Below are 23497 nucleotides of genomic sequence, written 5' to 3'. Positions count from 1 at the left end.
GGTCGGCTTTTTTTTATCTCTGCTCTACACACTGACAAACTGAGAAGGCGTGGTTACACTGGCAATCTTTAGCGGTGCGATTGCGCGGGTAATAAGATTAACGGGGAATCTGTCGCTGAGAAAAAACAGTGGCCTAAAAAAATGCCCGCTCCGGGGTGTTAAAGGAGCGGGCAGACAAACATATCCAGTTTCATGATATGTTCAAAAAGGTGTTACCGGTTCAGCTGAAATAGCGACATTCCCTGCATATCGGTAAACGTTTTGTACGATGCCTGCAGTGCGGCCTGCTGCATCACGTAGGACGAAATCGCTGCGTTCCAGTCAACATCCACCAGATTGCTCATTTGCTGAGTCTGGCCCAATGCGCGATCGGCGCCCAGTGAATCCAGTGAACTTAACTCGCTGAGCTGAGTCCCTAATTCTGCACGAACAGAAAGCACGTTATTCAATGAATTTTTCAGGCCACGACTGGTTTTATCAATGGCTGCAGAGGCGGTAGCTTTTGCCGCGTCATTGCCCTCAATCGGGGTTTTGAGCGCATCAATAGCGGTATCCAGCATTTTGAACAGGTTCTTTTCCTGAGTACCGCCGCCAGGTTCCGGTACGGCATTGCTGGTCAGATTAACAAATACTTTATCGCCAGTATGACCAATCACCATGGTACGGGAGGCATCGACCTGCTGGGTCACATTTGTTGTACCGCCGCTGTAAGCGCCATCTGCCTGAGCAAACGGTGCAGATTCTGTTTTATATCCGCCAAAAATATAGCGTCCATTACCGTCGGTGCTGTTCGCCAGGTTCATCAGTTGATCGCGGATCCCCTGCAGGTCGGTGGCCAGCGATGCACGGTCGTCATCGCTTAACGTGCCGTTCGCGGCATAGACAATTTTTTCCTGCGCGGTCTGAATTGCCGTCGTTACCTGACTCAGTACGTTCTCTTCCAGCGATACTTTTTGCGTCGCAAATGAACGCGCCAGCGTATATTGGCTGTTCTGCGCCTGAGCTTGAGAAAGCACCACGGCCTGCGAGGCGGCGATCGGATCGTCAGATGGGTTGATCACACGTTTTCCCGTTGACATCTGCTCGCCGAACTTCATCCATTCAGCCTGAGAGTTAGTGATGCCACGCATATTCTGCTGGTACATCATCTGGGTGCTAATACGCATTGTGTCCCTCTCCCTTAGCGAATATTAATCAGTGCATCAAACAGCGCATTTGCAGTTTGCAGCACTTGCGCGTTAGCCAGGTAATACTGTTGGTAGCGCTGTAAGTTACCGTATTCTTCGTCGAGGTTGACGCCGGAAATAGACTGCTGCTGCTTATAAAGCTGCGTTACCACGTTGTTCTGGGTAATGGCGCTGGTTTTCAGCGTCGCGGTTTTGTTCCCGACATCGCTTACCAGCGTGGCATAAGCATCGTTGAAGGTCTTATTACCCACGGTAGCTTTGGTCTGCAGATCCAGCAGTTTCTGACCGTTACGGTTATCGCTTTTTCCCTTATCAATATCCGGGTCCGGATCATTTTTTGAGACCTGGGCCATGGCGATTTTCGACTCATCGGTCACCATGACTTTCATATCAACAACGGCGTTACTGACAGGTTTCACTGTGAAGCTGTCATTTGCTTTTGCGCCAGCATTTACGGTGATTTCCATCCCGTCAAAGGACATCTTCCCACCGGTAACGGTAGCTTTGAAGCTGGTATTATCCACCAGGCGAGTAACCTGCCAGTCCGTCCCGTCATAAACGATTTTATAATCGGTCGCCTGTACAGCAGAGCTGTCGGTAATCTTCGCGCTTAACGATCCTGTTCCTGTATTTTTAGCGTTGTTGAATACTGCCGGGCTACCGATAGCAAAGAAATCCTTACCCTGATCGCCGTTCGCGTCAAAACCCTCTTTATGCTGGGTGTTAAACGCATCGGCGAACGCCAACGCCAGTTGGCCCAGCGTGTTACGCGTCTGGTCAAGCTCTTGAGAACGGAAGGTCAACAGCCCGCCCAGTGAACCGGTATTCAACAGTTTTTCGGGAATTTCAACCTCGCCGGCAACCCCGTCGACGTAGGCCACTGTGGTTCGATTGGGATCATCACTGGAGGGCACAGCCGCCAGCTGGCGTGCATTGCTGCCCTGCACCAGTGAATAGCCGTTCGCCATGGTAATGTTGTAAGTCCCGCCGTCCTGAACGCTGACTTCAACACCGACAATCTGGTTCAGTTCACTGACCAGTTGGTCGCGCTGGTCGAGTAAATCGTTAGGCGATGCGCCCGCGCCGACGCCGGTCAGACGGGAAATCTGATCGTTGAGGCTTGCAATCTGTTTTGAATAGTTGTTGATCTGGTCAACGCTGGCCTTGATCGCAGTATTAACCTGCTTGTCTTGATCGCGCAGATACTGGTCAGTTGTTCTGAACTGGTTGACTAAACCATCAGCTTTACCGATCAGCGCCTGGCGCGCCGCCGGGTCTTCCGCGTTACTGACAAGCGTTTGCAGGCTGGTAAAAAAGTCCTGCATTGAGGTCGAAATGGAACTGGTTTTGCTGGAGAGCAGATTGTCGATTTTCGACATTTGTTCATAGCGCGTTGTCAGGCCGCTGCTTTGGTTCTGCGCGGCACGTAACTGATTCGTGATAAAGGAGTCATACTCGCGCTGTACGCCAGAAACATAGACGCCATTGCCAACCCAGCCCCCCGCACCCAGCGTGCTGTTCGCTTGCGCCATAATTGTCGTTTGACGGGTGTATCCGGCAACGTTATAGCTGGAGATGTTATTACTGGCAGAATTCAACGCGGCCTGCGCTGCGGCGAGTCCACTCATCGCGTTATTAATCAAGCTGGACATGGAGGTTCCTTGTAATCCTTCAATACTCGTTATTATCGGCAGCAGGTTGGTAGACTTGAGCTATTTAAAAGAGATTATCGATATTCGTACTGTAGGTTTTGCTCACTTTTTCGCTCATCGATTTCAACTGCTGGATCATGCTGGTTAATTTACGCGCATAGTTAGGGTCAGTCGCGTAACCGGCATTCTGCAAAGCCTGTGCCCCCTGCTCGGCGGTAGCAGCGGCGGTTACCGCCGCATAGCGCGGGTTACGCGATATCAGACCGACATAATCCGACAGTGCCTCAAGGTAAGAGCTATAGACGCGGAATCGGGCTTTCACCTTTTTCGCCTCGCCGTTTTCATATTCGGTGGTGGTGATTTCGGTGGTTGGGCCTTTCCAGCTTCCCGAAGCCTTCACGCCAAAAATGTTAAAGCTCGGTTCACCGTTCTCACGCCGGATTTGTCGCTGCCCCCATCCGGACTCCAGCGCCGCCTGCGCCAGAATCAGATGATGCGGAACCCCGCTTTGCTGACTTGCCAGCTTAGCCGGCAGCGATAGCTGGGCGAGGAAGTCTTTGCTGTCACCTGACAGCGGCTCATCATTGCTTTCCGTCGCGCGGGGAATGGCTTTACGGACCAGTTGCGTCAGCGCCTGGTTTTGATAGCTGGTCACCGTTTCCAGAGAGAACTTCATTGGCACCTGCGGCGCATCGTCTGCAGGTTGCGCCTGCCCTTCAGTCATCTGCTTAACCATCATTTCAGCCAGTCCCAGACCTTTACCTGCGGTCATCTGCTGCGCAATTTGTTGGTCATACATGCTGGTATACAAACGTGTCGAATCACTGCTAAAAACGCCATCTTTCGGCAGCGCTTCACGCATGCTTTTCAGCATCATTTGTACGAACATCCCTTCAACCTGACGGGCAACCGGGCGGATATTCGCCGCCGGGTCCTGACCCGCTTTCGCTTTCAGTTCGTTCAGTGATTGCGCATCCCAGGCGGCACTGGTCAGCAGTTTGCTGTCACCAATCATTAGATGATTTCCAGTTTGGCGCGTAAGCATCCCGCGCTCTGCATCGATTGCAGAATGGACATCAGATCCATCGGCGTTGCCCCTAGCGCATTAAGCGCACGCACAACATTGTTCAGGTTGGCGCTGGAACGCACGCTTTGCAGCGAACCGCCGCTCTGGCGCAGATCGATCTGGGTTTGAGGTGTCACCACGGTCTGTCCACCGCCAAACGGTGTATCCGGCTGGCTGACGTTCGCCTGGCGGTTTACCGTTATCGACAAGTTGCCTTGCGCGACGGCACAGCTATCCAGCGTGACTTCACGGTTCATGACAACGGATCCGGTGCGCGAGTTGATAATCACTTTCGCATCCTGCGGCGTGACATTCACCTCCATATTCTGGATGTCAGCAAGGAAACGCACCTGCGAACTGTTGCCGCTTGGCACGCGTACCTGAATCGTCCGGGCGTCCAGCGCAGTGGCGCTACCAAAGCCGCGCGAACGGTTAATGGTGTCGGTTATCTGCTGCGCCATAGTGAAATCTTCATTATTGAGCTGCAGATTAATAGTGTTACCGCCGCCGAACTGGCTGGGTAATTCACGTTCGATGGTCGCGCCGTTGGTAATACGTCCGCCATTGAGCTGGTTTACCTGCACGCTGCTGCCACCCGCAGCCGCGCCTGCACCGCCTACCAGAATATTCCCCTGCGCCAGCGCATATACCTGGCTATCGACCCCTTTCAGCGGGGTCATCAGCAACGTTCCGCCGCGCAGGCTTTTGGCGTTCCCCATGGAAGAGACCACCACGTCAATGGTTTGCCCCTGACGACCAAAGGCCGGGAATTGCGCGGTCACCATCACCGCCGCCACGTTTTTCAGCTGCATATTGGTGCCGGTTGGCACGGTAATTCCCAACTGCGAAAGCATGTTGTTGAGCGTTTGCGTAGTAAACGGCGTCTGGGTGGTCTGGTCACCCGTGCCATCCAAACCGACCACCAGCCCATAACCGATCAACGAGTTTTCCCGCACGCCCTGAACGCTGGTCAGGTCACGAATACGGTCGGCATGCGCAAAGGTGGTTATCAGCACCAGCACCATTCCAACTAAAGATTTAAACACTGGCTACCTCGCTTACATCGGCGACAAGTTAAGGAAGAAACGCTGCAACCAGCCCATATTCTGCGCTTCATTGATGTAGCCGTTGCCGACATACTCAATACGTGCGTCCGCAACCTGAGTTGACGGTACGGAGTTGCTGCCACTGATGGTGCGCGGGTTAACGACCCCGGAGAAGCGAATGAATTCAGTGCCCTGATTAATGGCGATCTGTTTTTCACCCACAACATGTAAGTTGCCATTCACCAGTACCTGGTCGACCGTTACGGTCAGGGTACCGCTGAAGGTATTTCTGGCGTTCGCGCCGCCTTTACCGTTAAAGGAGTTACCGCCTGAAGCTTCTACGTCAGCACGCTCGTTGCCAAACAGTCCTTGCAAATAACGCGGTACGGTATCAAAACCAAAGTTGGTCTTGCCGTCGCGGCTGGCATTAGCCGAAGAACTTTTGCTCGCGCTGACGTTTTCCTGCAATACGATGGTCAACGTATCGCCAATATTGCGCGGACGGCGGTCTTCGAATAACGGCTGATAACCGTAGTTAATCGGTTGGGCCGACTGGAAGATTGATCCATTCGCCACTGGCGTCGGGCCAGGAACAGGCTGGGCAGACGTTGCGCCCTGCACGAGGGGCGTGGCCGGGATCCAGGCGCATCCTGTCAGTGAAACTACCAACAGGGCTAAAATTGGGTATGGGTGAAGCGCGTATTTTCGCATTGCGGTCATCTTCAAAATCAGTGTGCCGGTGAGGCTTTCACCCCACCGGGCCACACTTTAGAGTTGCGTCAGTTTTTGCAGCATCTGATCGGTGGTCGATACCGCTTTACTGTTGATTTCGTAAGCGCGCTGAACCTGGATCATGTTAACCAGCTCTTCCGCCACGTTGACGTTAGAGGTTTCAACATAACCCTGGTACAGCAGACCCGCGCCGTTCAGCCCCGGAGTGCTCTCATTCGGCGCACCGGATGACTGCGTTTCGGTGTACAGATTCTCACCAATGCTTTCCAGACCGGTATCGTTCATAAAAGTAGTCAGGTTAAGCTGCCCAACCTGAACCGGTGCTGCCTGGCCCTGCTGGGTTACGCTGACGATACCGTCGCGTCCAATGGTGATACTAAGCGAGTTAGCCGGGATGGTGATAGCCGGCTGAACCTGAAAACCACTCGCAGTCACCAGTTGACCGTTCTGATCCACCTGGAAAGAACCGTCACGGGTGTAGGCGGACGTGCCATCAGGCAGCATGACCTGGAAAAAGCCCTGCCCTTTAATCGCCACATCTTTACTGTTGTTGGTCTGCGACAGGTTCCCCTGGCTGTGTAAACGCTCGGTCGCGACCGGGCGCACACCGGTACCAATCTGCAAACCAGACGGCAGTGTGGTTTGTTCAGAAGACTGTGCGCCAGGCTGGCGAATCGTCTGGTACAACAGATCTTCAAAAACGGCACGTTGACGCTTAAATCCGTTGGTGCTGACGTTTGCCAGGTTGTTGGCAATCACATCCATGTTGGTTTGCTGCGCATCCAGGCCGGTTTTGGCGATCCACAATGAACTGATCATAAAATGTCCTGTATTAACTCATCGACAGCAGTTGGTTGGCGCGACCCGCGTTATCATCCACGCTACTGATAATCTTCATTTGCATTTCGAAACGACGGGCGTTGGCGATCATGTCACTCATCGCGGCTACCGGCTTAACGTTACTGCCTTCCAGCACACCCGACATAACGCGAATGCTGGGGTCGGCCTGTAACGTAGCGCCACGGGTAGCCTGCGCGGCCTGGGTCAGACGGAACATACCGTCATCGCCACGTTGCACTTCACTCCCCGTGGCCTTCACCAGTTTCAGTCGCCCAACTGGCGCAACGGTGTTAGCCGGATCGCCAGGGTTGAGCGCCGAGATCGTGCCGTCTGCCGCAATGGTGACTTCTGAACCTTCCGGTACGGCTATTGGTCCGGCTTCGCCAATCACCGGGTGTCCCTGAATGGTCAGTTCCCCCGTAGGGCTTACCTGAATGGCGCCATTTCGGGTATATCCTTCGCTACCGTCCGCGGTCTGCACAGCCAACCAGCCATCCTGTTGCAGCGCCACGTCCAGCGGACGTGAGGTATAGTCCATCTGACCCGGCGTCATATCGGCCCCCGGCGTGGAGGCCACCACCAGCGTACGCGTCGGTAAAGACAATCCTTCAACGGGAACCGCGCGCAGCGCATTGAGCTGCGCACGAAAACCCGGCGTTGAGGCGTTTGCCAGGTTGCTGGCCGTCACCGCTTGTTGATTCAGCGTCTGACTGGCCGCGCCCATGGCGGTATAAATTGCGTGATCCATTAAGCCATCCCGTCAGGCGCTTAGCGCAGGTTGACCAGCGTGTTGAGGATCTGGTCCTGGGTTTTGATGGTCTGCGCGTTCGACTGATAGTTGCGCTGGGCGACGATCATATTCACCAGTTCTTTACTCAAATCCACGTTTGATGCTTCCAGCGCGCCGTTGGTCAGCTTGCCGAAGTTACCCTCGCCTGCAGTACCCAGCAGCGCCACCCCGGAAGACTGCGTGGCTGCCCAGACGTTGTCACCCTGAGAAGCCAGACCTTCGTTGTTGGCAAAGTTTGCCAGCACGATCTGCCCCAGAACCTGTTGCTGTTCGTTGGAGTAGTTACCGACCACAGTACCGTCATTGTTAATCTGGTAGCTCACCAGGTCGCCCGGCTTATAGCCGTTCTGATTCGTGGCAACGATGTTGTTGGCGCCAGTGTTCTGCTGCATGGAATTGAGGAAGCTCAGGGAGAAGTTCGCCGGAACTGCGCCATTGATCGTACCGGTCGTTATCTGAATTTGCGGTTGGGCATTAGCTGGGCCTTCAACGGGGATTTTTGGTCCAGTCGGATCTGCTGGATCTACTGGCACAGTCCCTGGAACATAATTGTTCACTGAGGTCAGCGTACCGTTAGCACTAAAGTTCATCACCGCATTCTTGTTGGCAACTGAACCCGCAACGCTGGAGTCCTGGGTGTAGACATCCCATTTGTTCGGGCCTGTTTTGACATAAAAAATATTCATGTCGTGGGCGTTACCCTGGCTATCGAAAACGGTAACTGAGCCTTTTTTGTTGTAGGAATCCGCATCGCTGGGATTAAACGGGGTCTTCGTTGGCACCTTGTCAGTGGAGTTCAGGTTGATCTGCATTGACGCAGTCGTGGTGGTTTTAGCCGCCATCAGCGTATTCGGGATAGTGATCGGCGCCGGGTTAGCACCTTGCTGTATCGTTGGCGGTGTACCGGTAGCCGGATAGCCCGTCAGTTGTAGCCCCTGCATGTTGACGATATTGCGGTTTTCATCGAGCTTGAACTGACCGTTACGGCTGTAGAAAACGGAACCGTTGCTGTCTACCATGCGGAAAAAACCGTTCTGGCTGATAGCGACATCCAGCCCGCGACCAGTGTTGGTCGTGGTACCGTCGGTAAAGTCCTGGGTAATGCCCGCAACTTTAACGCCCAGACCCACTTTAGAACCGGCGAACATATCGGCAAAAGAGGCCGTACCGGATTTAAAACCGTAGGTGGCGGAGTTGGCGATGTTGTTACCAATGACATCGAGGTTGGTCGCTGCAGCGTTCAGACCGCTGACCGCTTGTGAAAAGGCCATGACTTACTCCTGATAAGTGTGAAGGCTTAAATGATCTGCCGTACTTCGTCGAGGGTGGTGGTTCCATAGGTGCCCAGATCCAGCGTATTACCGCCGTTGCTGCGAATAACGCCCTGCACCAGCGCAAACTGAAGCGGCTGAGCCACCAGTTGTGTTCCGCCATTACCGGCAGCAATTGACACGTTGTAAGAACCGCTTGGCGCATCCGTGCCATCGGTCATGGTGCCGTCCCAGGTAAAGGTATGAACGCCCGCTTTCAACCCACCAATATCAATGGTGCGTACCACCTTGCCGTCTTTATCGGTAATGGTTGCGGTAACCTTGTCTGCCGGTTGCTGCAGTTCAACGCCAAACGGCGTGGTGGTGGTTTTTGCGCCCTCTTCCGTACCTTTACCGGTCAGGATGGTGGTACCTGGGATCATGACACCGTGGCCAATCAGCGTACTGGCCTGCAGCGACTGACTGTTGTCGATCTGCCCGGAGATCGATCCCAGCGTGGTGTTCAGTTTCTCAATTCCGCTCACGGTACTGATTTGCGCCAACTGGGTGGTCAGTTCGTTGTTTTGCAGCGGGTTGGTTGGATCCTGGTTTTTCAGCTGTGCAACCAGCAGCGTAAGGAAGCTGCTTTGCAGGTCCGCGGCGTTGCTGCCCGTCAGCGAACTCTTCCCCGTTGCGTCATTCACACCCGTCGTGCTCGGGTCATTCATTTTTACAGCAATAGACATGTGCGCCTCCTTTTACTGGCCTAGCGTCAGCGTTTTGAGCATCAAGCTTTTCACCGTATTGAGCACTTCGACGTTTGCCTGGTAGCTACGCGAGGCTGACATGGTGTTGACCATTTCGCCGACGACGTCCACATTCGGCATTTTTACGTAACCATTCGCATCGGCCAGCGGATTACCGGGTTCATAAACCAGCTTATCCGGTGCCTGGCTTTCAATGACGTCAGCGACTTTTACGCCACCGGTTGCCGCGCCTGGCGCGGCATCAACCTGAAAAACAACCTGCTTCGCGCGATAGGGCTGACCGTCAGGTCCGGTGACGCTATCCGCATTCGCCATGTTGCTGGCCGCCACGTTCAGGCGCTTAGACTGAGCCGTCAGCGCAGAGCCTGCGATATCAAAAATATTTAACAGCGCCACGAATTAGTTCCCTCCTTGCAGCACGTTCATCATGCCTTTGATTTGTCCACCCAACGCGGTCAGCCCCATTTGATACTTGAGGCTGTTGTCTGCAAATTGCGTACGCTCCCGGTCCATATCTACCGTGTTGCCATCGAGAGACGGCTGATCAGGAATGCGGTAGAGCAGTTCCGTAGAAGGAGCGGAAACGGTCTGGGCCGGAATGTGTTGTGCAGAGGTCAGCGTCAACGAGACACCGCCGGTTTCTTCCCGTCCTCGCACCATGACTTTTTTTAATTCACTGGCGAAATCCAGGTCGCGCGCCTGATACCCCGGCGTGTCGGCATTGGCTATGTTGGCCGCCAATACTTCCTGGCGTTGGGCGCGCAAATTCAGCGCTTCCTGTTGAAAACGTAAGGCGGCGTCGAGCTTATCGAGCATATCTCCTCCGCAAATGACAAAATTCAGCCGACAGCTTAAATCCCATTACGCGCGCGTTATCGCCGGAATAAACGCAAAATGCGTCGCTATTTGTTGCGTTGATGACTGCGTCACACAGGTAGAATCCTGTCACTACCTGAAAAAGCGCGAGGTTTTGATGCAAACGTTTAAACGTGGAGTCGTCGTGGCAGCACTGCTGTTCAGTCCTATGACGCTGGCGCAAGACCTGAATTCACAGCTGACGGCATGGTTTTCCCAGCGACTGGCCGGATTTAGCGATGAGGTCGTCGTTACTATCCGAACGTCGCCAAACTTATTGCCGAGCTGCGAACAACCAGCATTAAGCGTGTCCGGGAGTGCAAAATTGTGGGGTAATGTGAACGTGCTGGCGCGCTGCGCCAACGAGAAACGTTATCTGCAGGTGAACGTGCAGGCCACGGGAAACTACGTTGTTGCCGCCGCGCCCGTCGCTCGGGGTAGCGCCCTGACTTCGGCCAGCGTAACGCTGAAACGAGGTCGACTGGACCAACTCCCTCCGCGCGCCGTGCTGGATATGAATCAGGTGCAGGATGCCGTAAGCCTGCGCGATCTGGTGCCTGGTCAGCCGATACAGCTTTCCATGTTGCGCCAGGCATGGCGAATCAAGGCCGGTCAGCGCGTCCTGGTTATTGCCAACGGAGATGGCTTTCGGGTGAATGCCGAAGGTAAAGCGCTGAACAATGCCGCCGTCGCCCAGAATGCCCGAGTACGGATGATTTCAGGCCAGGTGGTGAGCGGTGTCGTCGATTCTGATGGGAATATTCTTATTAACCTATAATAGGTTAAAGATTTTTTAGCGTGTGCCGATAGATAAACAACCAATGATTACAGCGGGCCGCTATAGCGTAACCCCTCGATGAGGATAAACAAAATGAGCATTGATCGTACCTCACCATTGAAGCCAGTAAGTACCGTTCAGCCACGTGAAACCAGCGATGCGCCGGTACAAAAAACGCGGAAGGAAAAAACCACCGCCACCACCAGCACCAGCGTCATGCTGAGCGACGCCCAGGCCAAACTGATGCAGCCCGGCACCAATGACATCAATATGGAACGCGTGGAAGCACTCAAAACCGCAATCCGTAATGGCGAGCTGAAAATGGACACCGGAAAAATTGCCGACTCGCTGATCCGCGAGGCGCAGAGCTACCTACAGAGTAAATAAAGTATGACTCGTTTGTCAGAAATACTTGACCAGATGACGACCGTCCTCAATGACCTGAAAACGGTAATGGATGCTGAACAGCAGCAGCTTTCCGCAGGATATATTAACGGCAGCCAGCTACAGCGTATTACAGAAGAAAAAAGCTCTTTGCTGGCAACCCTTGATTATCTGGAGCAGCAGCGCCGTCTGGAGCATGACGCCACGCGCAGCGCCAATGATGAAATTGCCGAGCGTTGGCAGACCATTACCCGAAAAACACAGGACCTACGCGAACTCAACCAGCACAACGGTTGGCTGCTGGAAGGGCAGATCGAGCGCAATCAACAAGCGATTCAAGTGCTGAAACCGCACCAGGAACCGGCGCTGTATGGCGCAAACGGTCAAACCTCTGCTGCGCACCGCGGCGGGAAAAAATTCTCTATCTGATGCTAGCCTGATAACGTTTTGCTTATCAGGCCTACGCGTTTTGTAGGCCGGATACGGCGTCATGCCGCCATCCGGCATTAATCTGTTACGCCGTCCGGCGCACAAACTCTTTCACTTTAAAGCCCAGCACCGCGAGCGCAGCGAAGTAAGCAGCAATACCGGCCACCACAACGGCCATCAGACGCAGCAGACGCCATAACATCGTTCCCTGCGACCAGTCCGGCATGATGTAGAGCATCCCAACCAGCGCCGCCGACATCACCAGCACAGAAATCACCAGTCGCGCCAGGAACCAGGCCCAACCCGGTTGTGGGGTGAAAATTTTCTGTTTCCGCAGTTGCCAGTACAGCAGTGAAGCGTTCAGACACGCCGCCAGACCAATCGACAGCGACAGCCCGGCATGTTTCAGCGGCCCAATAAATGCCAGGTTCATTACCTGGGTCATAATCAGCGTGACAATGGCAATCTTGACTGGCGTTTTAATATCCTGGCGCGAATAAAAACCTGGGGCCAACACTTTCACCACGATCAAGCCAATCAAACCTACCGAGTATGCCACCAGCGCGCGCTGCGTCATCGCTGCGTCAAAGGCGGTAAATTTACCGTACTGGAACAGAGAAACCGTCAGCGGTTTGGCCAGAATCCCCAACGCCACGGCGCTCGGTAATGCCAACAGAAAACACAAACGCAGGCCCCAGTCCATCAGACGGCAATACTCATCATGATTACCGCTGGAAAAACTTTTGGACAGCGAGGGCAGCAGGATAGTCCCCAACGCGACGCCAAGTACGCCAGACGGAAACTCCATCAGACGGTCAGCATAATACATCCATGACACTGAGCCAGAGGCCAGAAACGAAGCGAAAATCGTATTGATGATCAATGAAATCTGGCTGACAGATACCCCAAGGATCGCCGGGCCCATTTGCTTGACGACGCGCATCGCCCCCGCATCACGGAAGTTCACGCGCGGCAGCACCAGCATGCCAATTTTCTTCAGGTGCGGAAGCTGGTAAATCAGCTGCAGCACGCCGCCAACGGTAACGGCCCACGCCAGCGCCAGCACCGGAGGGTGAAAATAAGGCGCAGCAAACAGCGCGAAACCGATCATGCTGATATTCAGAAAGGTCGGCGCAAACGCCGGAATGGAAAAGCGATTCCAGGTATTCAGGATCGCACCCACCAGCGAAGCCAGTGAGATCAGCAGAATATACGGAAAGGTGATCCGTAGCAGTTGAGTGGTCAGCGCAAATTTGTCCGCTGTGTCGGCAAACCCAGGCGCGGTGACTAAAATCACCCACGGGGCAGCCAGCATCCCGGCGACCGTCACCACGGCCAGCGCCAGAGTCAACAGCCCGGAAACGTAAGAGACAAAGACGCGGGTCGCATCCTCACCCTGCTTACTTTTATATTCGGCAAGAATAGGCACAAACGCCTGCGAAAAAGCGCCCTCAGCAAAGATTCGGCGCAGCAGGTTAGGAAGTTTGAATGCCACAAAAAAGGCATCAGTCGCCATCCCTGCGCCAAAGATTCTGGCGACAATCGCATCACGCGCAAAACCCAGCACACGTGAAAACATCGTCATCGAGCTGACGGCTGCCAGCGACTTTAATAAATTCATCTATGTTGTATTCCAGACTCTGAGGCAAAACCCCGACAAACCTGCCCGTAGGTCGGATAAGGCATGATCGCCGCCATCCGGCACTTTTGCTGTGCCTGATGGCGACGCCGTAGCGTCTTATCAGGCCGACAAACCAGCCTATGGTTGAAAAGAGGTGTTATTTTTGAGTTGGCATATAGTACCTGGATTACAATGAATTACTACCGCCAGATGTTACAGGGGGTTATTCAGCCATCGCCTCCCGCCACAGCTTTTCGACAACGCGCTGGGCCAGGAGCGCCTGCTCACCTGCCGTCTGGGGAACCGTCTGATTTTGCACGCACACAATGAAATGACGTGCGCATCCGGCAAAACCACGCTGTTCCAGGGTAGTTTGCCAGCCTGCTACCGGCTTGTGCACCACTCCTTGCCCGCGCTCTTCCCGCCATTCCCGCATATCCGTAACGTCAATCAGGCCACCATCCGTCACCGCCTGCACGCTCTCGCGCTGGCTACCGGCGCGGCGATGCATACTGGTCGTTACCTGCATTTGCCCGGCAGAAAAATGGTGCTCCGCATAGAGCATCGCGCCGGAGTCATTGGTTAACAGCGTACCGTTATTTAACTGCGCTTTCTCTCCCGCCAGCCACAATGCGGTATCGACTACGTGCAGATAGTCGTCCAGCAAAGTGAAGCGCAGATCGTGCGGCCCGACGCTGTCCGTCCGGTGCTTATCCATGCGTACGGACGCCGCATTGCCCAACTGGGATTTGAGATCCTGATACAGCGGCGCAAATCGACGGTTAAACCCCACCATCAGCGTCAGCTTTTTCCGCTCGGCCAGCTCCACCAATTGTTCAGCCTCGCGCAGGTTTTCCGCCAGCGGTTTATCCACGCACACGTGAACCCCGGCATTCAGCAGTTCGCTGACCACCGCATAGTGCGTTGCGGTACTGGAATGGACGAAAACCGCATCGCAGGTTTGCGCCAGATTAACCAGTGAATCAACGTAGGGTATCCGCCAGGTATCACAGATACGCTGCGCTTTTTCCCGCGAAGGTGAAAATGCCCCTTCCAGTGTCCAGTCTGCACTAGCACCCAGCACGGGCAGCCAGGCCTTTTGCGCAATCCCGCCGAGCCCGACAACGCCGATACGTAATTTATTCACATCAGTCTCCCAGGTGCGCCAGCAAGGAATCAAGCCGCTGCTTAAGCTCCGCTACGTCTGTTTCCAGCGCTTCAACGCGCGCCTGTAGATCGCCCGAAGCTGCCGGAAGTTCATCTACCGTTGTCATCGCTTCATCAACGTCACCGCAAAACAGGTGCATATAACGGCTTTCACGTTTGCCCGGCTCACGCGCCAGGCGAACGACATAAGGACCATCTTCCCGGGTTGCCAGTTTCTCCAGTGTCGACTCTACTTCGGCCATGTCGCTGAATTCGTACATCCGGGAGGCGCGGCTACGCAGTTCACCAGGTGTTTGAGCGCCGCGCAGCAACAGCGTGGTAATGAGCGCGACTTCCCCCGCGCTGAGCTTAAGATTACCAAACTCAGAGTTGCAGAAACGCTGCTCATATTTCGTGACGCGATTACCAAAGCCACTCACCGTACGCAAGAAATGCCGTTTCACCAGGTTATCAAGCTGATCCTGCACGTCGGATTCCGACAGGTTCATCACGGGTTCACGATTCGTTTTTTGATTGCAGGCGGTTACGACTCCGTTAACGGAGAGCGGATACTGTTCAGGTGTAGTCACTTGTTTTTCTAATAAACAGCCAATCACCCGTGCTTCAGTGGCGGTTAATTCGTATTTCATCGTCTTCTCCATTAATCATGGCTGCATCTGAAACTTAGCGGCCGGGGGTCCATTCTGATGCGGTCAACGCCGTCAGCACGTGATCGCGCCACTGCCCGTCAATCAGCAGGTAATCTTTGGCATACCCTTCTTTTTCAAAACCCAGTCGCGCCAGCAGGTCACCGCTGCGTTTATTATGTGGCATGTAGTTAGCCATAATGCGGTGAATATGCTGCGTGCGCTGCATATAGCGGATGGCCGAGGTTAAGGCTTCATACATAAGCCCCTGCCCCTGCCACTTCTGTGCAATGGATGTGACGGGACAATGAACTCACGAAAGTAGGTTTTAGTGGGATCTGGTGGAATTACGTGTGATCTAGTGAGATTACCCCATGATTAACAAAGGGGTTTTCTGGATAGGGTCGTATTGCAATTGCTGCAAGTCATTACTGATAAACTTACGAAAAACCAGCCGCCAAGAACGATTGGGACACTTAAAAAACGAATTGAAAACCCACCACTGAAAGTATTAGCCTGCTAACAAACGTCTTTCAAAAGCTCTTAAAACTGCCAGCGAAGACTCCTACAAACTCAGGAGTGCGGGCTATGCTCGTAAGCTAGCCCGCCACTTTGCCCTTATGGGTTACTTGGGCTTGTTCTTCTCCAGTCTCCGCCGCATTGCCTCGTCCAGATAAACCACCTCCGAGCACACTCTCTACGGATTTTTGAGGCTCATCCTCAACCACTGCAGGCATTAAGGCCATCAACCCTCCTTTCCTGAAAACCTCAACGGCTTTAAGCCGTTCTTCTGGGGTCATATAATTTTGAATTATATCTGACAACCTGCAAACCACATCCGAACATTTATTTTCATTGTGCAAACCTGCGGTTTCGCTATCACCAGTAAACCATGCTACAGGTTTATCGGCAGCTTTAGCGATTAACTCTAATTTCGAGAACGATGGAGACGCCTTACCCTTTAGATACTTGTGGATCATTGTATCGGATATCCCACACTTCTTAGCAAATTCTCGGACGGATTCCGAACCTATTGCTAACCGTAAGCGCTCCCCAAATAGATTTTTTTCTTCATAGAGAAAAGATTGATCTGCACTTTTGTTCATTTTATCACCACATTGGAAATTATCATGATTAATATCAGTAGGTTGAACCAAATTCCTTCTGCAAACAGATTTATGAATAAAAGTTTTCATCACCATTGAAGTCCGAACTTTTGTTGTGTATATTGTTTTCACGGTTCAGATAAACAGCACTGTTTAACAGTACCGCTAAACATTTAAGGATCGCAGAATGATGGCGAAAAACCAAGAACGCACAGCAGAAAAGTTCTCTTTCAGAGACTGGCCTGCCGAAAAGGTTAAAGGCCGACTGGTAGAAATGGGGGTCACACTGCGCGACATCGAACGCTCAGCCGGTGCACCGATGGATTCAATCAGAACCGCCCTGGTTCGCGGTTTTCCTAAAGGAGAAATTTTAATTGCCGAGGCCATCGGCATCCCTAAAGAACAAATCTGGCCCAGCAGGTGGGAGAAGCGCCGGAGAATGCAGGAAAAAAAAGGTCTGGCTAACGGAGGGCGGTGACGATGTGGGTTACTGCTCAGGAATGTATGGGGGTTGCGGGTATGCCAACAACAGCATCAAACGTCCGGCGACAACTGGAAAAATTCGCATCCGGTAAATGTGATGTTTTTCGTAAGCGTCAGGGAACCAAGGCTATTGAATACGACGCAACGATACTTCCCGTTGATGTTCGGGCTGCACTTCTGCTCTCTCGTGGTTGCGTGGAGACCTCCAGAGGCGTTATTGAGTTAAGTCGCCCGCAGCCGCAAACTGCCGCTGAATATGATCGTGTTCAGTTATGGCAATGCTGGGAGCGAGCTTCTGAATCACAGCGTGAAAGAGCCAAAAAGTGGCTTAATGCGGTTACGCTGGCCGCAGAACTGATAGATGCAAAAATAAGTGTTCAAACCGCGTTTAATTCTGTCGCTAGTGAGTTGAATATCAACGCTACCACCCTGCGGGATCGGTATTACAGCGCTCAGGCATTCGATCGTAAAGACTGGGCTCCGGTAATGCTGGATAAACGCGCGGGCAAACAGGTAGTAGTGAAAAAAGCTGATTATGACGAAGAGGCATGGGATTTTCTTCTGGCTGATTATTTACGCAATGAAGCACCAACATTATTTAAGTGTTACGAGCGTCTACAGATAACTGCGAAAGAACACGGCTGGAGAATTCCAACTTATAAAACAGCATTAAGGCGCATTAATAAGCTGGATAAAGCAATGGTTGTCGCCTGTCGGGAAGGTGAACACGCCCTGATGCGTTTACTTCCGGCGCAACAGCGCACCGTTGCCAGTCTTGCAACCCTGCAATGGATTAATGGTGATGGCTATCAACATAACGTGTTTGTGAAGTGGTTTAACGGCGAGATCGTGCGACCTAAAACATGGTTTTGGCAGGATGTGAAGACCCGCCGCATTGTCGGCTGGCGTTGTGATATGACGGAAAATATGGATTCCATCCGGCTTTCCTTCATGGATGTAATTAAAAAATACGGCATACCGAAAGATTTCCATATCACGATCGATAACACCCGCGCCGCAGCCAATAAATGGCTGACTGGTGGGACCAAAAATCGCTATCGCTTTAAAGTGCGCGAGGATGACCCTAAAGGATTATTTGTGGTAATCGGTGGCAATATTCACTGGACTTCGGTTGTTGCCGGTAAAGGCTGGGGTCAGGCGAAGCCTGTGGAACGCGCTTTTGGTGTTGGTGGTATGGAAGAGTATATCGACAAACACCCGGCGCTGGCCGGTGCGTATACCGGACCTAACCCACTGGCGAAGCCGGAGAACTATGGCTCAAGAGCCATTGATGCTGAGTTATTCCTGCAGACGATTGCCGAAGGTGTGGCGATGTTTAATGCCCGCGTGGGTCGTAATACCGAAATGTGCGAGGGGCGTTATTCATTTGATCAGGTGTTCGAACGTGATTTCCCGAACACTATCGTGCGTAAGCCTACGGAAGAGCAGTTACGTATGTTCCTGCTGCCTGCGGAGGCGGTGACGGTCAAATTTAACGGTGAATTTACCCTGCACGCTGGCGGCTCACTGCTGAACCAGAAAAACCGTTATCACAACGCCGCGTTAATGGGGATTTCACCCCGAAAAGTGGTAGTACGGTTCGATCCTCAGAATCTTCATGGTGATGTGTACTGCTATACGCTCGACGGTCGTTTTATTTGCGCTGCAACCTGCATCGAAAAAGTGGGATTTGGCGATACTCAGGCTGCGCGAGAGCATAGCCAGGCCAAGAAACAGTTACGTAAAGCAACGAAAGCCCTGACCAAAGCCACGATCAAGAAAGATGCGCTGGAGGTGTCCGAATTGATGCCCCGTCTCAGTGAGCCGGAGCCGCCAGAGTCGCGAGTTGTCGGGATATACCGCCCTGTCGGCAATACAGTGACCGTTCAGCAGGTGGAAACTGAAGAGGAGTACGACGAACAGTATCAGGCGAGCTTCCGGCGCGGCGTGCAGTTACTTGCGGCCAGCCAGAAAAAAGATCCACTGGAATAAATAAAAAATAACCCGAGCGGACACTCAGGTTATTTAGCGAAAAATCAAATTGACTATCAGGCGAGGAAAATATGACTGATATTAGCGAAGTAATCAATACCATTAATGCATTAATCAGCAGCGGCCAGTTAACTCAGATGGTTGTTGCTAAAGAAACTGGTCTTTCTGATGCAACGATTTCTGCCTTCCGCAAGGGGAAATACAAAGGGGATAATGCTTCTGTATCGGAATCGCTGATTGCCTGGTATGGAAACTGGCAGCGCCGTAACACCCTGCCGGAGCGCCCTCAGTTTGTGGAGACGCAGACGGTTAAAGAACTGCGTGACCTGTTCCAGTCGGTTCGCGTGATGGGTTGTATTAACGTGATTGTGGGTGCGCCTGGTGTTGGCAAGACTGTTACTGCGCGGGATTACTGTTCTAACCCCAATACATGGATGATCACCCTGTCGCCTGCGCACTCCAGCGTGACCGAGTGCCTGCTGGAACTGGCTGATGCGCTTGGACTGAAAGATGTCAGCAAAAATAAAGGTGATCTGTCCCGTGCCATTCGTCGCAAGCTGACCGGTGTTCAGGGGCTGTTGATTGTCGATGAAGCCGATCACTTAGGTGTTGAAGGTCTGGAGCAACTGCGAGCCATTCAGGACGCGAGCGGTGTCGGTATGGTGCTGATTGGCAACCCGCAGGGGCTTTCCCGCGCCTCCCGCTACGGCGATCTGGCTCGTCTGTTTAGTCGTATTGCCCGTGCCAAGCAACTTAAAAAAGCCAAAATAGCAGACGTTAAAGCTATTGCTAATGCCTGGGGAATTACGGGCGAAAACGAACTTGCGGTGATGCAGGCTATCGCCGAAAAGCCCGGCGCATTGCGTGTTCTGACGCATACATTAAACCAGGCATGGATAGCGGCCAATGGTGAAGGTTCCCGACTGACTGAAAAGCACATTAAAACCGCTTTCAAAGAGGTTTATTCCAACCCTGAATTACTTTCGCAGGTGTAATTATGACAGCATTTAATCTTCCCGATATTTACGGCAGAAATTACCTTATTAATTTCGATGCCGTTAAATATATTCAGGTATCAGATAACGAAGAGCGCGGTGATTTAATTATTACCTTTACGGATAAGACTATTCAGACCATACCTGTTGGTCTGGACAGAGAGGGCGCTCTCGATACGCTCGAACACATCAGCCGGGTTATTGGCTCGGTCAGTCTTACTGGTAAAAATAAACTGTGGAGGTAACGCTTATGGCTAATCTGTTTGATTCACTCAATGCCGCCCGTCAACTGACGGAGCTGTCTGGTGCCGTTCTGGAACGTAGTAAGCGCTATCCGCAGCGTTACGCGCTGCGCACCACTCCGCCGAAATGTCAGATGCCTGGTGAGATTGAGATCACCGTCTGCAATAAAGGTGTGCGTCGCCTCGTTCATGCTGCCCGCGTGGGCGGCTGTACGGTGTACTGGGAGGATGGCGCATGAAATCCACTATCACAGCGTACTGCTGGGCGTCGGGGTTGATTGAGTTTGGCAATACCCTGCCGGAAGGCGCACTTCCGATCGTAACTGGCAATGAAAAGCAAGTGCGTGATGAGGTTACAGTAATGGCCCGTCATGCATATAGCGGCGATCTGCTTGTTCCGGGTATTCCCGAAGCAGCCAGTCAGGATGAAGCACGCGAGGCGCTGATTAGGTTCTCTCGCGTGGTTCGTGAGCGATTAACACATCCCAATAAAAGGAAATTTAAATGAGCAACAAAGTACAGGTTATTTTCACGTTCGAACTGGTAAACCGTGAAAGAAAAGAGGTTCAGGGGGGGGTAGAAGTTCTCGATATGGTGACGGCCAGCGTGGAAAGTAAGGGGCTGAATAAGGAGTGTCAACTCGGTCCTCAGCACGCTTACGCGCTTATTCTTAAACGTAACTCACCCGGTATTATTCGTTTTCTGACTGATGAGGTGAAAACCAGTGCTGGAAAGTTCGGTTTTGAAATGAATACGCGTAGCGAAGAAATTACAGAAACATCTGACAATATTCACTGAGGTTAATTATGCAGGCTCAAAGAGATAATTCAGTTACGGTTCAAAAAATCCCTGACGGGTATCGCAGTAATGCAATGGGGCATCTGGTGCCGGTGGATAAAATCAAGCCCATCGACTTGTTACGTGATGAGCTGGTTAATGAGCTTTACGAAGAGGCGCGCGAGCTGCGTCGTAAAATGGCCGAGTTTAAGCTGCGCGCCATGCAGCGTATCGGTGATTTTGTTGACCTGTCGGCATCTGAGTACGGCGTGACGTATGGTGGCGCAAAGGGTAATGTCACGCTCCCTAGCTTCGACGGCTCCCGCCGTGTGGTGCGGGCAACGGGTGAGCACCGTGTGTTTGATGAACGTATTCAGGCCGCTAAAGAGATGATTGATGCCTGTATTGCCAAATGGTCGAACGGCGCCAATGAAAACATTATTGCTATCGTCAATCGCTCGTTTCGGGCTAATAAACAGGGAATGATTGATATTAACGAAGTGCTCAGTCTTCGCGATCTGGATATCGATGATGAAGAGTGGCAGGAAGCGATGCGGGCTGTTGTGGACTCCATCAAGGTTAACGGTAGCAGCACCTATCTGCGCTTTTATCAGCGTGAAAACGGTAAGGAATATAAACAGCTTTCGCTGGATATCGCCAAACTGTAATTAATTTAAATCCGAATCAATTTTAAATTATGGCGTTCGCGTCAGGGTACTGCTTACGCCTGAAAAAAGAAAAGAGGTATTGCATGGCAATGCAACGGCGTTATTTTAAATTAAATGAAGCGGACTCGGTTAAATATCATAAGGAATATCAGGAAAAAATCGGTAAACCCCGCAGAGAGGCCATTCGTGATTTTCTGAGTGCGTGTAATGCGGTCGGGCATTTGTCACATAAACATTTTGGTACTGAGTACATCAGTGCGCTCCTGGTACGCGAGGATGTGGACTGCGGCGGAAACAAACGTACCCGCAGTGGCTTTTTTGATGATGACGGTCAGGATCTGTTTAAGGTTGAACCAAATCGCCGCTACAGCGAAGGAAAGCAGCTTGCGACCCGCCTGAAAGAGATAAACAAGAAATTACAGGAGTTACCGCCGTTTGACGCCTGGGCTGTGAAAACGCTGGGCTGCTATGCGGACGTAAGCTACGTTAACCACGGACAGAGTTTTGTCGCCTGGTCTGCTGCCGGTTTTTTCCCTGAGAAGACAGCGCTTGTAGTCAGTATCCCGGTCGGTGAGAACGGAAAACAGCCCCTGCCTGCTGATATGAGTTCGGCACTTATTGAAATTAAACGCTCCGAATTTATCGCCATTACGGAGGAATAACCGATGATCGATCAAAAAGTTCTGGAAGGCGTTAAGGCGCTTTTGCAGGCTCACGGTAAGCTGACCTGCGCCATTCTGGCGGAGAAAATGCAGATGCCGCCCTCGTCGATGGTCTACTTTCTGCGTGATGCGCTGGAGACTGGTGTGTTGACGGAGTGTAACGGCTTTTATGACATTCCCAGACCGCGCCCGGCGAAGCCCTGTAAGCGATATGCGCATATCAGTGATGTACCTGTGAAATGGTGTGCGTTCCGTAAATCAGTTCCCTGGATTGAAGGACATGTCATTCCGGCGCTGGTTAATGACTTTGCGATGGGGGTACTGACCTGCGAATCCGTTTACGTGGTGATGGAGCTGGACGAAGCCATGCAGAATAAAGGCTCGCCCCGGTTTACCCTCGGATATATCGATATACGCCTGGGTAAGTTTATTGACGGCAGAACGGGCTGGAATGTCACCAGCCATGTTTTGCGCTACCTGGTGGTTGATCGTTCTCCGAAACCTGAACACCTTTCTGTCTCTATGGAGGTGGTCTGATGTTCTTTAAAACCTCAAATCCCGCTGCGCTGGCCGCGTGGGATCAGTATCAATTCGACTGTCAGAAAGTACGGGCTGAAGCCAAAGAACTTGAAGCTGCTTTGGGCTGTGGTGGTCGCGCGCTGTTCAGGGTTGATGTAGCCGGCTGTTGTTTTCACGGCATGTGTTTCCCTGACAATCTGCGCCCGTTTGCCCGTGAACTGTGGACGGTACAGCGGGCTACCACTGGCTGGAGTTGTGAGCCGAGACGGTCACGTATCCCCGCCCACCTTCGGGAGCAGGCAAAGGCGCTGGCGGAACTGTGGCGTGACCATCGCCCGACAACGTATGCCCGCACTGATGCCCTGTTACCGGCGCTGGGGCTGGATTTTGGTGTAACACTATTTGGGCCGCTTGAGTGGTTCCGTGCTGGCGATGTGATTTACGTCAGTGCGGGCATAAAACCTTCTCACGATCGCATGATTGAGATTCTGTCTGACGAGTTTTATGCAGCTAAAAAGCAGGCGGAGGCTTCATCATGATAACGACATTATTTGTTGACTCCGAAGAGCCGCTTATCTGTGCGGCGGGTATGCCTGTTTGTGGTGGAAAGCTGGTTAGCGTCTATTTTGGTGATTTGCGTGGTCATCCCTGGCATTCGCTGAATGACTGCTTTCCGCCGGATATGGAGGCTGTAATGCTGGTTGTGCAGTATGGCTATCGCCAGGAACTGCGGATTGGTCATATGGGTTATGAGGGTCTGTTCGTGGATGAAGAGACCGGAGCCTGTATTGAGGATGAAGACGGTCAGGTAACGCACTGGGCATGGATTGCTGCCTTGCCGGAATTATCGGAGGAAGACTAAC

30 protein-coding genes and 1 pseudogene are annotated in these 23497 nt (G+C 52.5%); 15 read left to right on the top strand and 16 right to left on the bottom strand.

Translation table 11 applies throughout. The features are described 5' to 3' along the window. Nucleotides 1–212: 212 nt before the first annotated feature. The 11 genes from flgL to flgB form a co-directional block, all read right to left on the bottom strand. Nucleotides 213–1166 carry a flagellar hook-associated protein FlgL gene (gene flgL / locus BZK42_RS01495; RefSeq protein ID WP_016152634.1) on the bottom strand — a complete coding sequence of 318 codons (954 nt, stop codon included), beginning with the start codon at nucleotides 1164–1166 and terminating at the stop codon, nucleotides 213–215. Between the two features lie 14 nt (nucleotides 1167–1180). Further along, on the bottom strand, nucleotides 1181–2839 hold the full coding sequence (gene flgK, locus BZK42_RS01490) for a flagellar hook-associated protein FlgK (protein ID WP_080858640.1): 1659 nt from the start codon (nucleotides 2837–2839) through the stop codon (nucleotides 1181–1183). A 64-nt stretch (nucleotides 2840–2903) separates the two neighbouring features. Further along, nucleotides 2904–3854, bottom strand: a complete 951-nt coding sequence (flgJ, locus tag BZK42_RS01485; RefSeq protein WP_016152632.1) for a flagellar assembly peptidoglycan hydrolase FlgJ — start codon at nucleotides 3852–3854, stop codon at nucleotides 2904–2906. Continuing rightward, a complete protein-coding gene (locus BZK42_RS01480) occupies nucleotides 3854–4930 on the bottom strand; it encodes a flagellar basal body P-ring protein FlgI (protein WP_019076467.1) in 1077 nt (358 codons plus the stop codon). The genes flgJ and BZK42_RS01480 overlap by 1 nt, the downstream gene beginning before the upstream one ends. A 33-nt stretch (nucleotides 4931–4963) precedes the next feature. Next, the gene (locus BZK42_RS01475) at nucleotides 4964–5662 is read right to left on the bottom strand and encodes a flagellar basal body L-ring protein FlgH (RefSeq protein WP_046274759.1); all 699 of its coding nucleotides are present in this window, start codon (nucleotides 5660–5662) and stop codon (nucleotides 4964–4966) included. Between the two features lie 57 nt (nucleotides 5663–5719). Continuing rightward, entirely contained in the window at nucleotides 5720–6502 is a 783-nt protein-coding gene (flgG, locus tag BZK42_RS01470; RefSeq protein WP_080858639.1) for a flagellar basal-body rod protein FlgG, read from the bottom strand. A 13-nt stretch (nucleotides 6503–6515) separates the two neighbouring features. Further along, complete coding sequence (locus BZK42_RS01465; protein WP_016156188.1) at nucleotides 6516–7271, bottom strand: flagellar basal body rod protein FlgF; 756 nt, start codon at nucleotides 7269–7271, stop codon at nucleotides 6516–6518. Between the two features lie 20 nt (nucleotides 7272–7291). Next, a complete protein-coding gene (gene flgE / locus BZK42_RS01460; protein ID WP_046274760.1) occupies nucleotides 7292–8584 on the bottom strand; it encodes a flagellar hook protein FlgE in 1293 nt (430 codons plus the stop codon). A 26-nt stretch (nucleotides 8585–8610) separates the two neighbouring features. Further along, nucleotides 8611–9309, bottom strand: coding sequence for a flagellar hook assembly protein FlgD (gene flgD / locus BZK42_RS01455; protein WP_080858638.1), 699 nt, complete (start codon nucleotides 9307–9309; stop codon nucleotides 8611–8613). A gap of 12 nt (nucleotides 9310–9321) precedes the next feature. After that, nucleotides 9322–9726 (bottom strand): flagellar basal body rod protein FlgC, encoded by a 405-nt coding sequence (gene flgC, locus BZK42_RS01450; RefSeq protein ID WP_006685091.1) that lies wholly within the window; start codon nucleotides 9724–9726, stop codon nucleotides 9322–9324. A 3-nt stretch (nucleotides 9727–9729) separates the two neighbouring features. Beyond that, nucleotides 9730–10146: a flagellar basal body rod protein FlgB gene (flgB, locus tag BZK42_RS01445; protein ID WP_016152626.1), complete on the bottom strand. Its 417-nt coding sequence runs from the start codon at nucleotides 10144–10146 to the stop codon at nucleotides 9730–9732. A 157-nt stretch (nucleotides 10147–10303) separates the two neighbouring features. Here flgB and flgA point away from each other — a divergent pair, with 157 nt between their 5' ends. The 3 genes from flgA (at nucleotide 10304) to flgN (ending at nucleotide 11776) form a co-directional block, all read left to right on the top strand. Next, the gene (gene flgA, locus BZK42_RS01440; protein ID WP_016156187.1) at nucleotides 10304–10963 is read left to right on the top strand and encodes a flagellar basal body P-ring formation chaperone FlgA; all 660 of its coding nucleotides are present in this window, start codon (nucleotides 10304–10306) and stop codon (nucleotides 10961–10963) included. A 93-nt stretch (nucleotides 10964–11056) separates the two neighbouring features. After that, nucleotides 11057–11350 (top strand): flagellar biosynthesis anti-sigma factor FlgM, encoded by a 294-nt coding sequence (gene flgM / locus BZK42_RS01435; protein ID WP_016152624.1) that lies wholly within the window; start codon nucleotides 11057–11059, stop codon nucleotides 11348–11350. Nucleotides 11351–11353: 3 nt separating this feature from the next. Next, on the top strand, nucleotides 11354–11776 hold the full coding sequence (flgN, locus tag BZK42_RS01430; protein WP_016152623.1) for a flagella biosynthesis chaperone FlgN: 423 nt from the start codon (nucleotides 11354–11356) through the stop codon (nucleotides 11774–11776). A gap of 85 nt (nucleotides 11777–11861) precedes the next feature. Here the strand turns inward: flgN and murJ are convergent, their stop codons facing one another. From murJ to BZK42_RS01405, 5 genes and pseudogenes are all read right to left on the bottom strand, one after another. Next, nucleotides 11862–13397, bottom strand: coding sequence for a murein biosynthesis integral membrane protein MurJ (murJ, locus tag BZK42_RS01425; RefSeq protein WP_016152622.1), 1536 nt, complete (start codon nucleotides 13395–13397; stop codon nucleotides 11862–11864). 223 nt (nucleotides 13398–13620) lie between these two features. Next, entirely contained in the window at nucleotides 13621–14544 is a 924-nt protein-coding gene (locus BZK42_RS01420) for a Gfo/Idh/MocA family protein (RefSeq protein WP_075847099.1), read from the bottom strand. A 1-nt stretch (nucleotide 14545) separates the two neighbouring features. After that, the gene (locus BZK42_RS01415) at nucleotides 14546–15193 is read right to left on the bottom strand and encodes a YceH family protein (RefSeq protein ID WP_049040969.1); all 648 of its coding nucleotides are present in this window, start codon (nucleotides 15191–15193) and stop codon (nucleotides 14546–14548) included. Between the two features lie 34 nt (nucleotides 15194–15227). Beyond that, nucleotides 15228–15485 (bottom strand): annotated as a pseudogene (locus BZK42_RS01410) (GNAT family N-acetyltransferase); the annotation flags it as partial. A 304-nt stretch (nucleotides 15486–15789) separates the two neighbouring features. Beyond that, nucleotides 15790–16386 carry a helix-turn-helix domain-containing protein gene (locus BZK42_RS01405; protein WP_158083346.1) on the bottom strand — a complete coding sequence of 199 codons (597 nt, stop codon included), beginning with the start codon at nucleotides 16384–16386 and terminating at the stop codon, nucleotides 15790–15792. Between the two features lie 97 nt (nucleotides 16387–16483). On the opposite strand from BZK42_RS01405, the gene BZK42_RS01400 reads away from it, so the two are divergent. The 12 genes from BZK42_RS01400 (at nucleotide 16484) to BZK42_RS01345 (ending at nucleotide 23496) form a co-directional block, all read left to right on the top strand. Next, nucleotides 16484–16774 carry a helix-turn-helix domain-containing protein gene (locus BZK42_RS01400; RefSeq protein WP_232751739.1) on the top strand — a complete coding sequence of 97 codons (291 nt, stop codon included), beginning with the start codon at nucleotides 16484–16486 and terminating at the stop codon, nucleotides 16772–16774. Further along, nucleotides 16771–18771 (top strand): transposase domain-containing protein, encoded by a 2001-nt coding sequence (locus BZK42_RS01395; protein WP_249025122.1) that lies wholly within the window; start codon nucleotides 16771–16773, stop codon nucleotides 18769–18771. Before BZK42_RS01400 ends, BZK42_RS01395 begins: the two co-directional genes overlap by 4 nt. Before the next feature lie 71 nt (nucleotides 18772–18842). Then, entirely contained in the window at nucleotides 18843–19766 is a 924-nt protein-coding gene (locus BZK42_RS01390; RefSeq protein WP_080858634.1) for an AAA family ATPase, read from the top strand. Between the two features lie 2 nt (nucleotides 19767–19768). Beyond that, nucleotides 19769–20011, top strand: coding sequence for a hypothetical protein (locus BZK42_RS01385; protein ID WP_080858633.1), 243 nt, complete (start codon nucleotides 19769–19771; stop codon nucleotides 20009–20011). Nucleotides 20012–20016: 5 nt separating this feature from the next. Beyond that, complete coding sequence (locus BZK42_RS01380) at nucleotides 20017–20247, top strand: hypothetical protein (RefSeq protein WP_080858632.1); 231 nt, start codon at nucleotides 20017–20019, stop codon at nucleotides 20245–20247. After that, complete coding sequence (locus BZK42_RS01375; RefSeq protein WP_080858631.1) at nucleotides 20244–20516, top strand: host nuclease inhibitor protein; 273 nt, start codon at nucleotides 20244–20246, stop codon at nucleotides 20514–20516. Before BZK42_RS01380 ends, BZK42_RS01375 begins: the two co-directional genes overlap by 4 nt. Continuing rightward, nucleotides 20513–20806 (top strand): hypothetical protein, encoded by a 294-nt coding sequence (locus tag BZK42_RS01370; protein ID WP_080858630.1) that lies wholly within the window; start codon nucleotides 20513–20515, stop codon nucleotides 20804–20806. Before BZK42_RS01375 ends, BZK42_RS01370 begins: the two co-directional genes overlap by 4 nt. Before the next feature lie 8 nt (nucleotides 20807–20814). Then, complete coding sequence (locus BZK42_RS01365; protein ID WP_080858629.1) at nucleotides 20815–21453, top strand: DUF3164 family protein; 639 nt, start codon at nucleotides 20815–20817, stop codon at nucleotides 21451–21453. Nucleotides 21454–21536: 83 nt separating this feature from the next. Further along, nucleotides 21537–22115 carry a DUF5420 family protein gene (locus BZK42_RS01360; protein ID WP_080858628.1) on the top strand — a complete coding sequence of 193 codons (579 nt, stop codon included), beginning with the start codon at nucleotides 21537–21539 and terminating at the stop codon, nucleotides 22113–22115. A 3-nt stretch (nucleotides 22116–22118) separates the two neighbouring features. Further along, nucleotides 22119–22652: a hypothetical protein gene (locus BZK42_RS01355; protein ID WP_080858627.1), complete on the top strand. Its 534-nt coding sequence runs from the start codon at nucleotides 22119–22121 to the stop codon at nucleotides 22650–22652. Further along, a complete protein-coding gene (locus BZK42_RS01350; RefSeq protein ID WP_080858626.1) occupies nucleotides 22652–23173 on the top strand; it encodes a hypothetical protein in 522 nt (173 codons plus the stop codon). The genes BZK42_RS01355 and BZK42_RS01350 overlap by 1 nt, the downstream gene beginning before the upstream one ends. Further along, a complete protein-coding gene (locus BZK42_RS01345) occupies nucleotides 23170–23496 on the top strand; it encodes a hypothetical protein (RefSeq protein WP_080858625.1) in 327 nt (108 codons plus the stop codon). Before BZK42_RS01350 ends, BZK42_RS01345 begins: the two co-directional genes overlap by 4 nt. Nucleotide 23497 lies beyond the last annotated feature (1 nt).

It is taken from the genome of Citrobacter braakii (assembly GCF_002075345.1).
Classification (GTDB): domain Bacteria; phylum Pseudomonadota; class Gammaproteobacteria; order Enterobacterales; family Enterobacteriaceae; genus Citrobacter; species Citrobacter braakii.
Note: the sequence above shows the minus strand (reverse complement) of the source record. Positions and strands in the feature narration are given on the sequence as shown.

Coding starts and splice junctions, on each gene's coding strand:
- BZK42_RS01345 (WP_080858625.1), top strand. CDS start 23,170: ATGATAACGACATTATTTGTTGACTCCGAAGAGCCGCTTATCTGTGCG.
- BZK42_RS01380 (WP_080858632.1), top strand. CDS start 20,017: ATGGCTAATCTGTTTGATTCACTCAATGCCGCCCGTCAACTGACGGAG.
- flgJ (WP_016152632.1), bottom strand. CDS start 3,854: ATGATTGGTGACAGCAAACTGCTGACCAGTGCCGCCTGGGATGCGCAA.
- BZK42_RS01385 (WP_080858633.1), top strand. CDS start 19,769: ATGACAGCATTTAATCTTCCCGATATTTACGGCAGAAATTACCTTATT.
- BZK42_RS01390 (WP_080858634.1), top strand. CDS start 18,843: ATGACTGATATTAGCGAAGTAATCAATACCATTAATGCATTAATCAGC.
- BZK42_RS01365 (WP_080858629.1), top strand. CDS start 20,815: ATGCAGGCTCAAAGAGATAATTCAGTTACGGTTCAAAAAATCCCTGAC.
- flgK (WP_080858640.1), bottom strand. CDS start 2,839: ATGTCCAGCTTGATTAATAACGCGATGAGTGGACTCGCCGCAGCGCAG.
- BZK42_RS01415 (WP_049040969.1), bottom strand. CDS start 15,193: ATGAAATACGAATTAACCGCCACTGAAGCACGGGTGATTGGCTGTTTA.
- flgG (WP_080858639.1), bottom strand. CDS start 6,502: ATGATCAGTTCATTGTGGATCGCCAAAACCGGCCTGGATGCGCAGCAA.
- BZK42_RS01375 (WP_080858631.1), top strand. CDS start 20,244: ATGAAATCCACTATCACAGCGTACTGCTGGGCGTCGGGGTTGATTGAG.
- flgD (WP_080858638.1), bottom strand. CDS start 9,309: ATGTCTATTGCTGTAAAAATGAATGACCCGAGCACGACGGGTGTGAAT.
- flgL (WP_016152634.1), bottom strand. CDS start 1,166: ATGCGTATTAGCACCCAGATGATGTACCAGCAGAATATGCGTGGCATC.
- BZK42_RS01360 (WP_080858628.1), top strand. CDS start 21,537: ATGGCAATGCAACGGCGTTATTTTAAATTAAATGAAGCGGACTCGGTT.
- BZK42_RS01480 (WP_019076467.1), bottom strand. CDS start 4,930: ATGGTGCTGGTGCTGATAACCACCTTTGCGCATGCCGACCGTATTCGT.
- flgM (WP_016152624.1), top strand. CDS start 11,057: ATGAGCATTGATCGTACCTCACCATTGAAGCCAGTAAGTACCGTTCAG.
- BZK42_RS01405 (WP_158083346.1), bottom strand. CDS start 16,386: ATGAAAACTTTTATTCATAAATCTGTTTGCAGAAGGAATTTGGTTCAA.
- murJ (WP_016152622.1), bottom strand. CDS start 13,397: ATGAATTTATTAAAGTCGCTGGCAGCCGTCAGCTCGATGACGATGTTT.
- BZK42_RS01350 (WP_080858626.1), top strand. CDS start 22,652: ATGTTCTTTAAAACCTCAAATCCCGCTGCGCTGGCCGCGTGGGATCAG.
- flgE (WP_046274760.1), bottom strand. CDS start 8,584: ATGGCCTTTTCACAAGCGGTCAGCGGTCTGAACGCTGCAGCGACCAAC.
- flgA (WP_016156187.1), top strand. CDS start 10,304: ATGCAAACGTTTAAACGTGGAGTCGTCGTGGCAGCACTGCTGTTCAGT.
- flgN (WP_016152623.1), top strand. CDS start 11,354: ATGACTCGTTTGTCAGAAATACTTGACCAGATGACGACCGTCCTCAAT.
- BZK42_RS01355 (WP_080858627.1), top strand. CDS start 22,119: ATGATCGATCAAAAAGTTCTGGAAGGCGTTAAGGCGCTTTTGCAGGCT.
- BZK42_RS01400 (WP_232751739.1), top strand. CDS start 16,484: ATGATGGCGAAAAACCAAGAACGCACAGCAGAAAAGTTCTCTTTCAGA.
- flgB (WP_016152626.1), bottom strand. CDS start 10,146: ATGCTCGATAAGCTCGACGCCGCCTTACGTTTTCAACAGGAAGCGCTG.
- BZK42_RS01475 (WP_046274759.1), bottom strand. CDS start 5,662: ATGCGAAAATACGCGCTTCACCCATACCCAATTTTAGCCCTGTTGGTA.
- BZK42_RS01370 (WP_080858630.1), top strand. CDS start 20,513: ATGAGCAACAAAGTACAGGTTATTTTCACGTTCGAACTGGTAAACCGT.
- BZK42_RS01465 (WP_016156188.1), bottom strand. CDS start 7,271: ATGGATCACGCAATTTATACCGCCATGGGCGCGGCCAGTCAGACGCTG.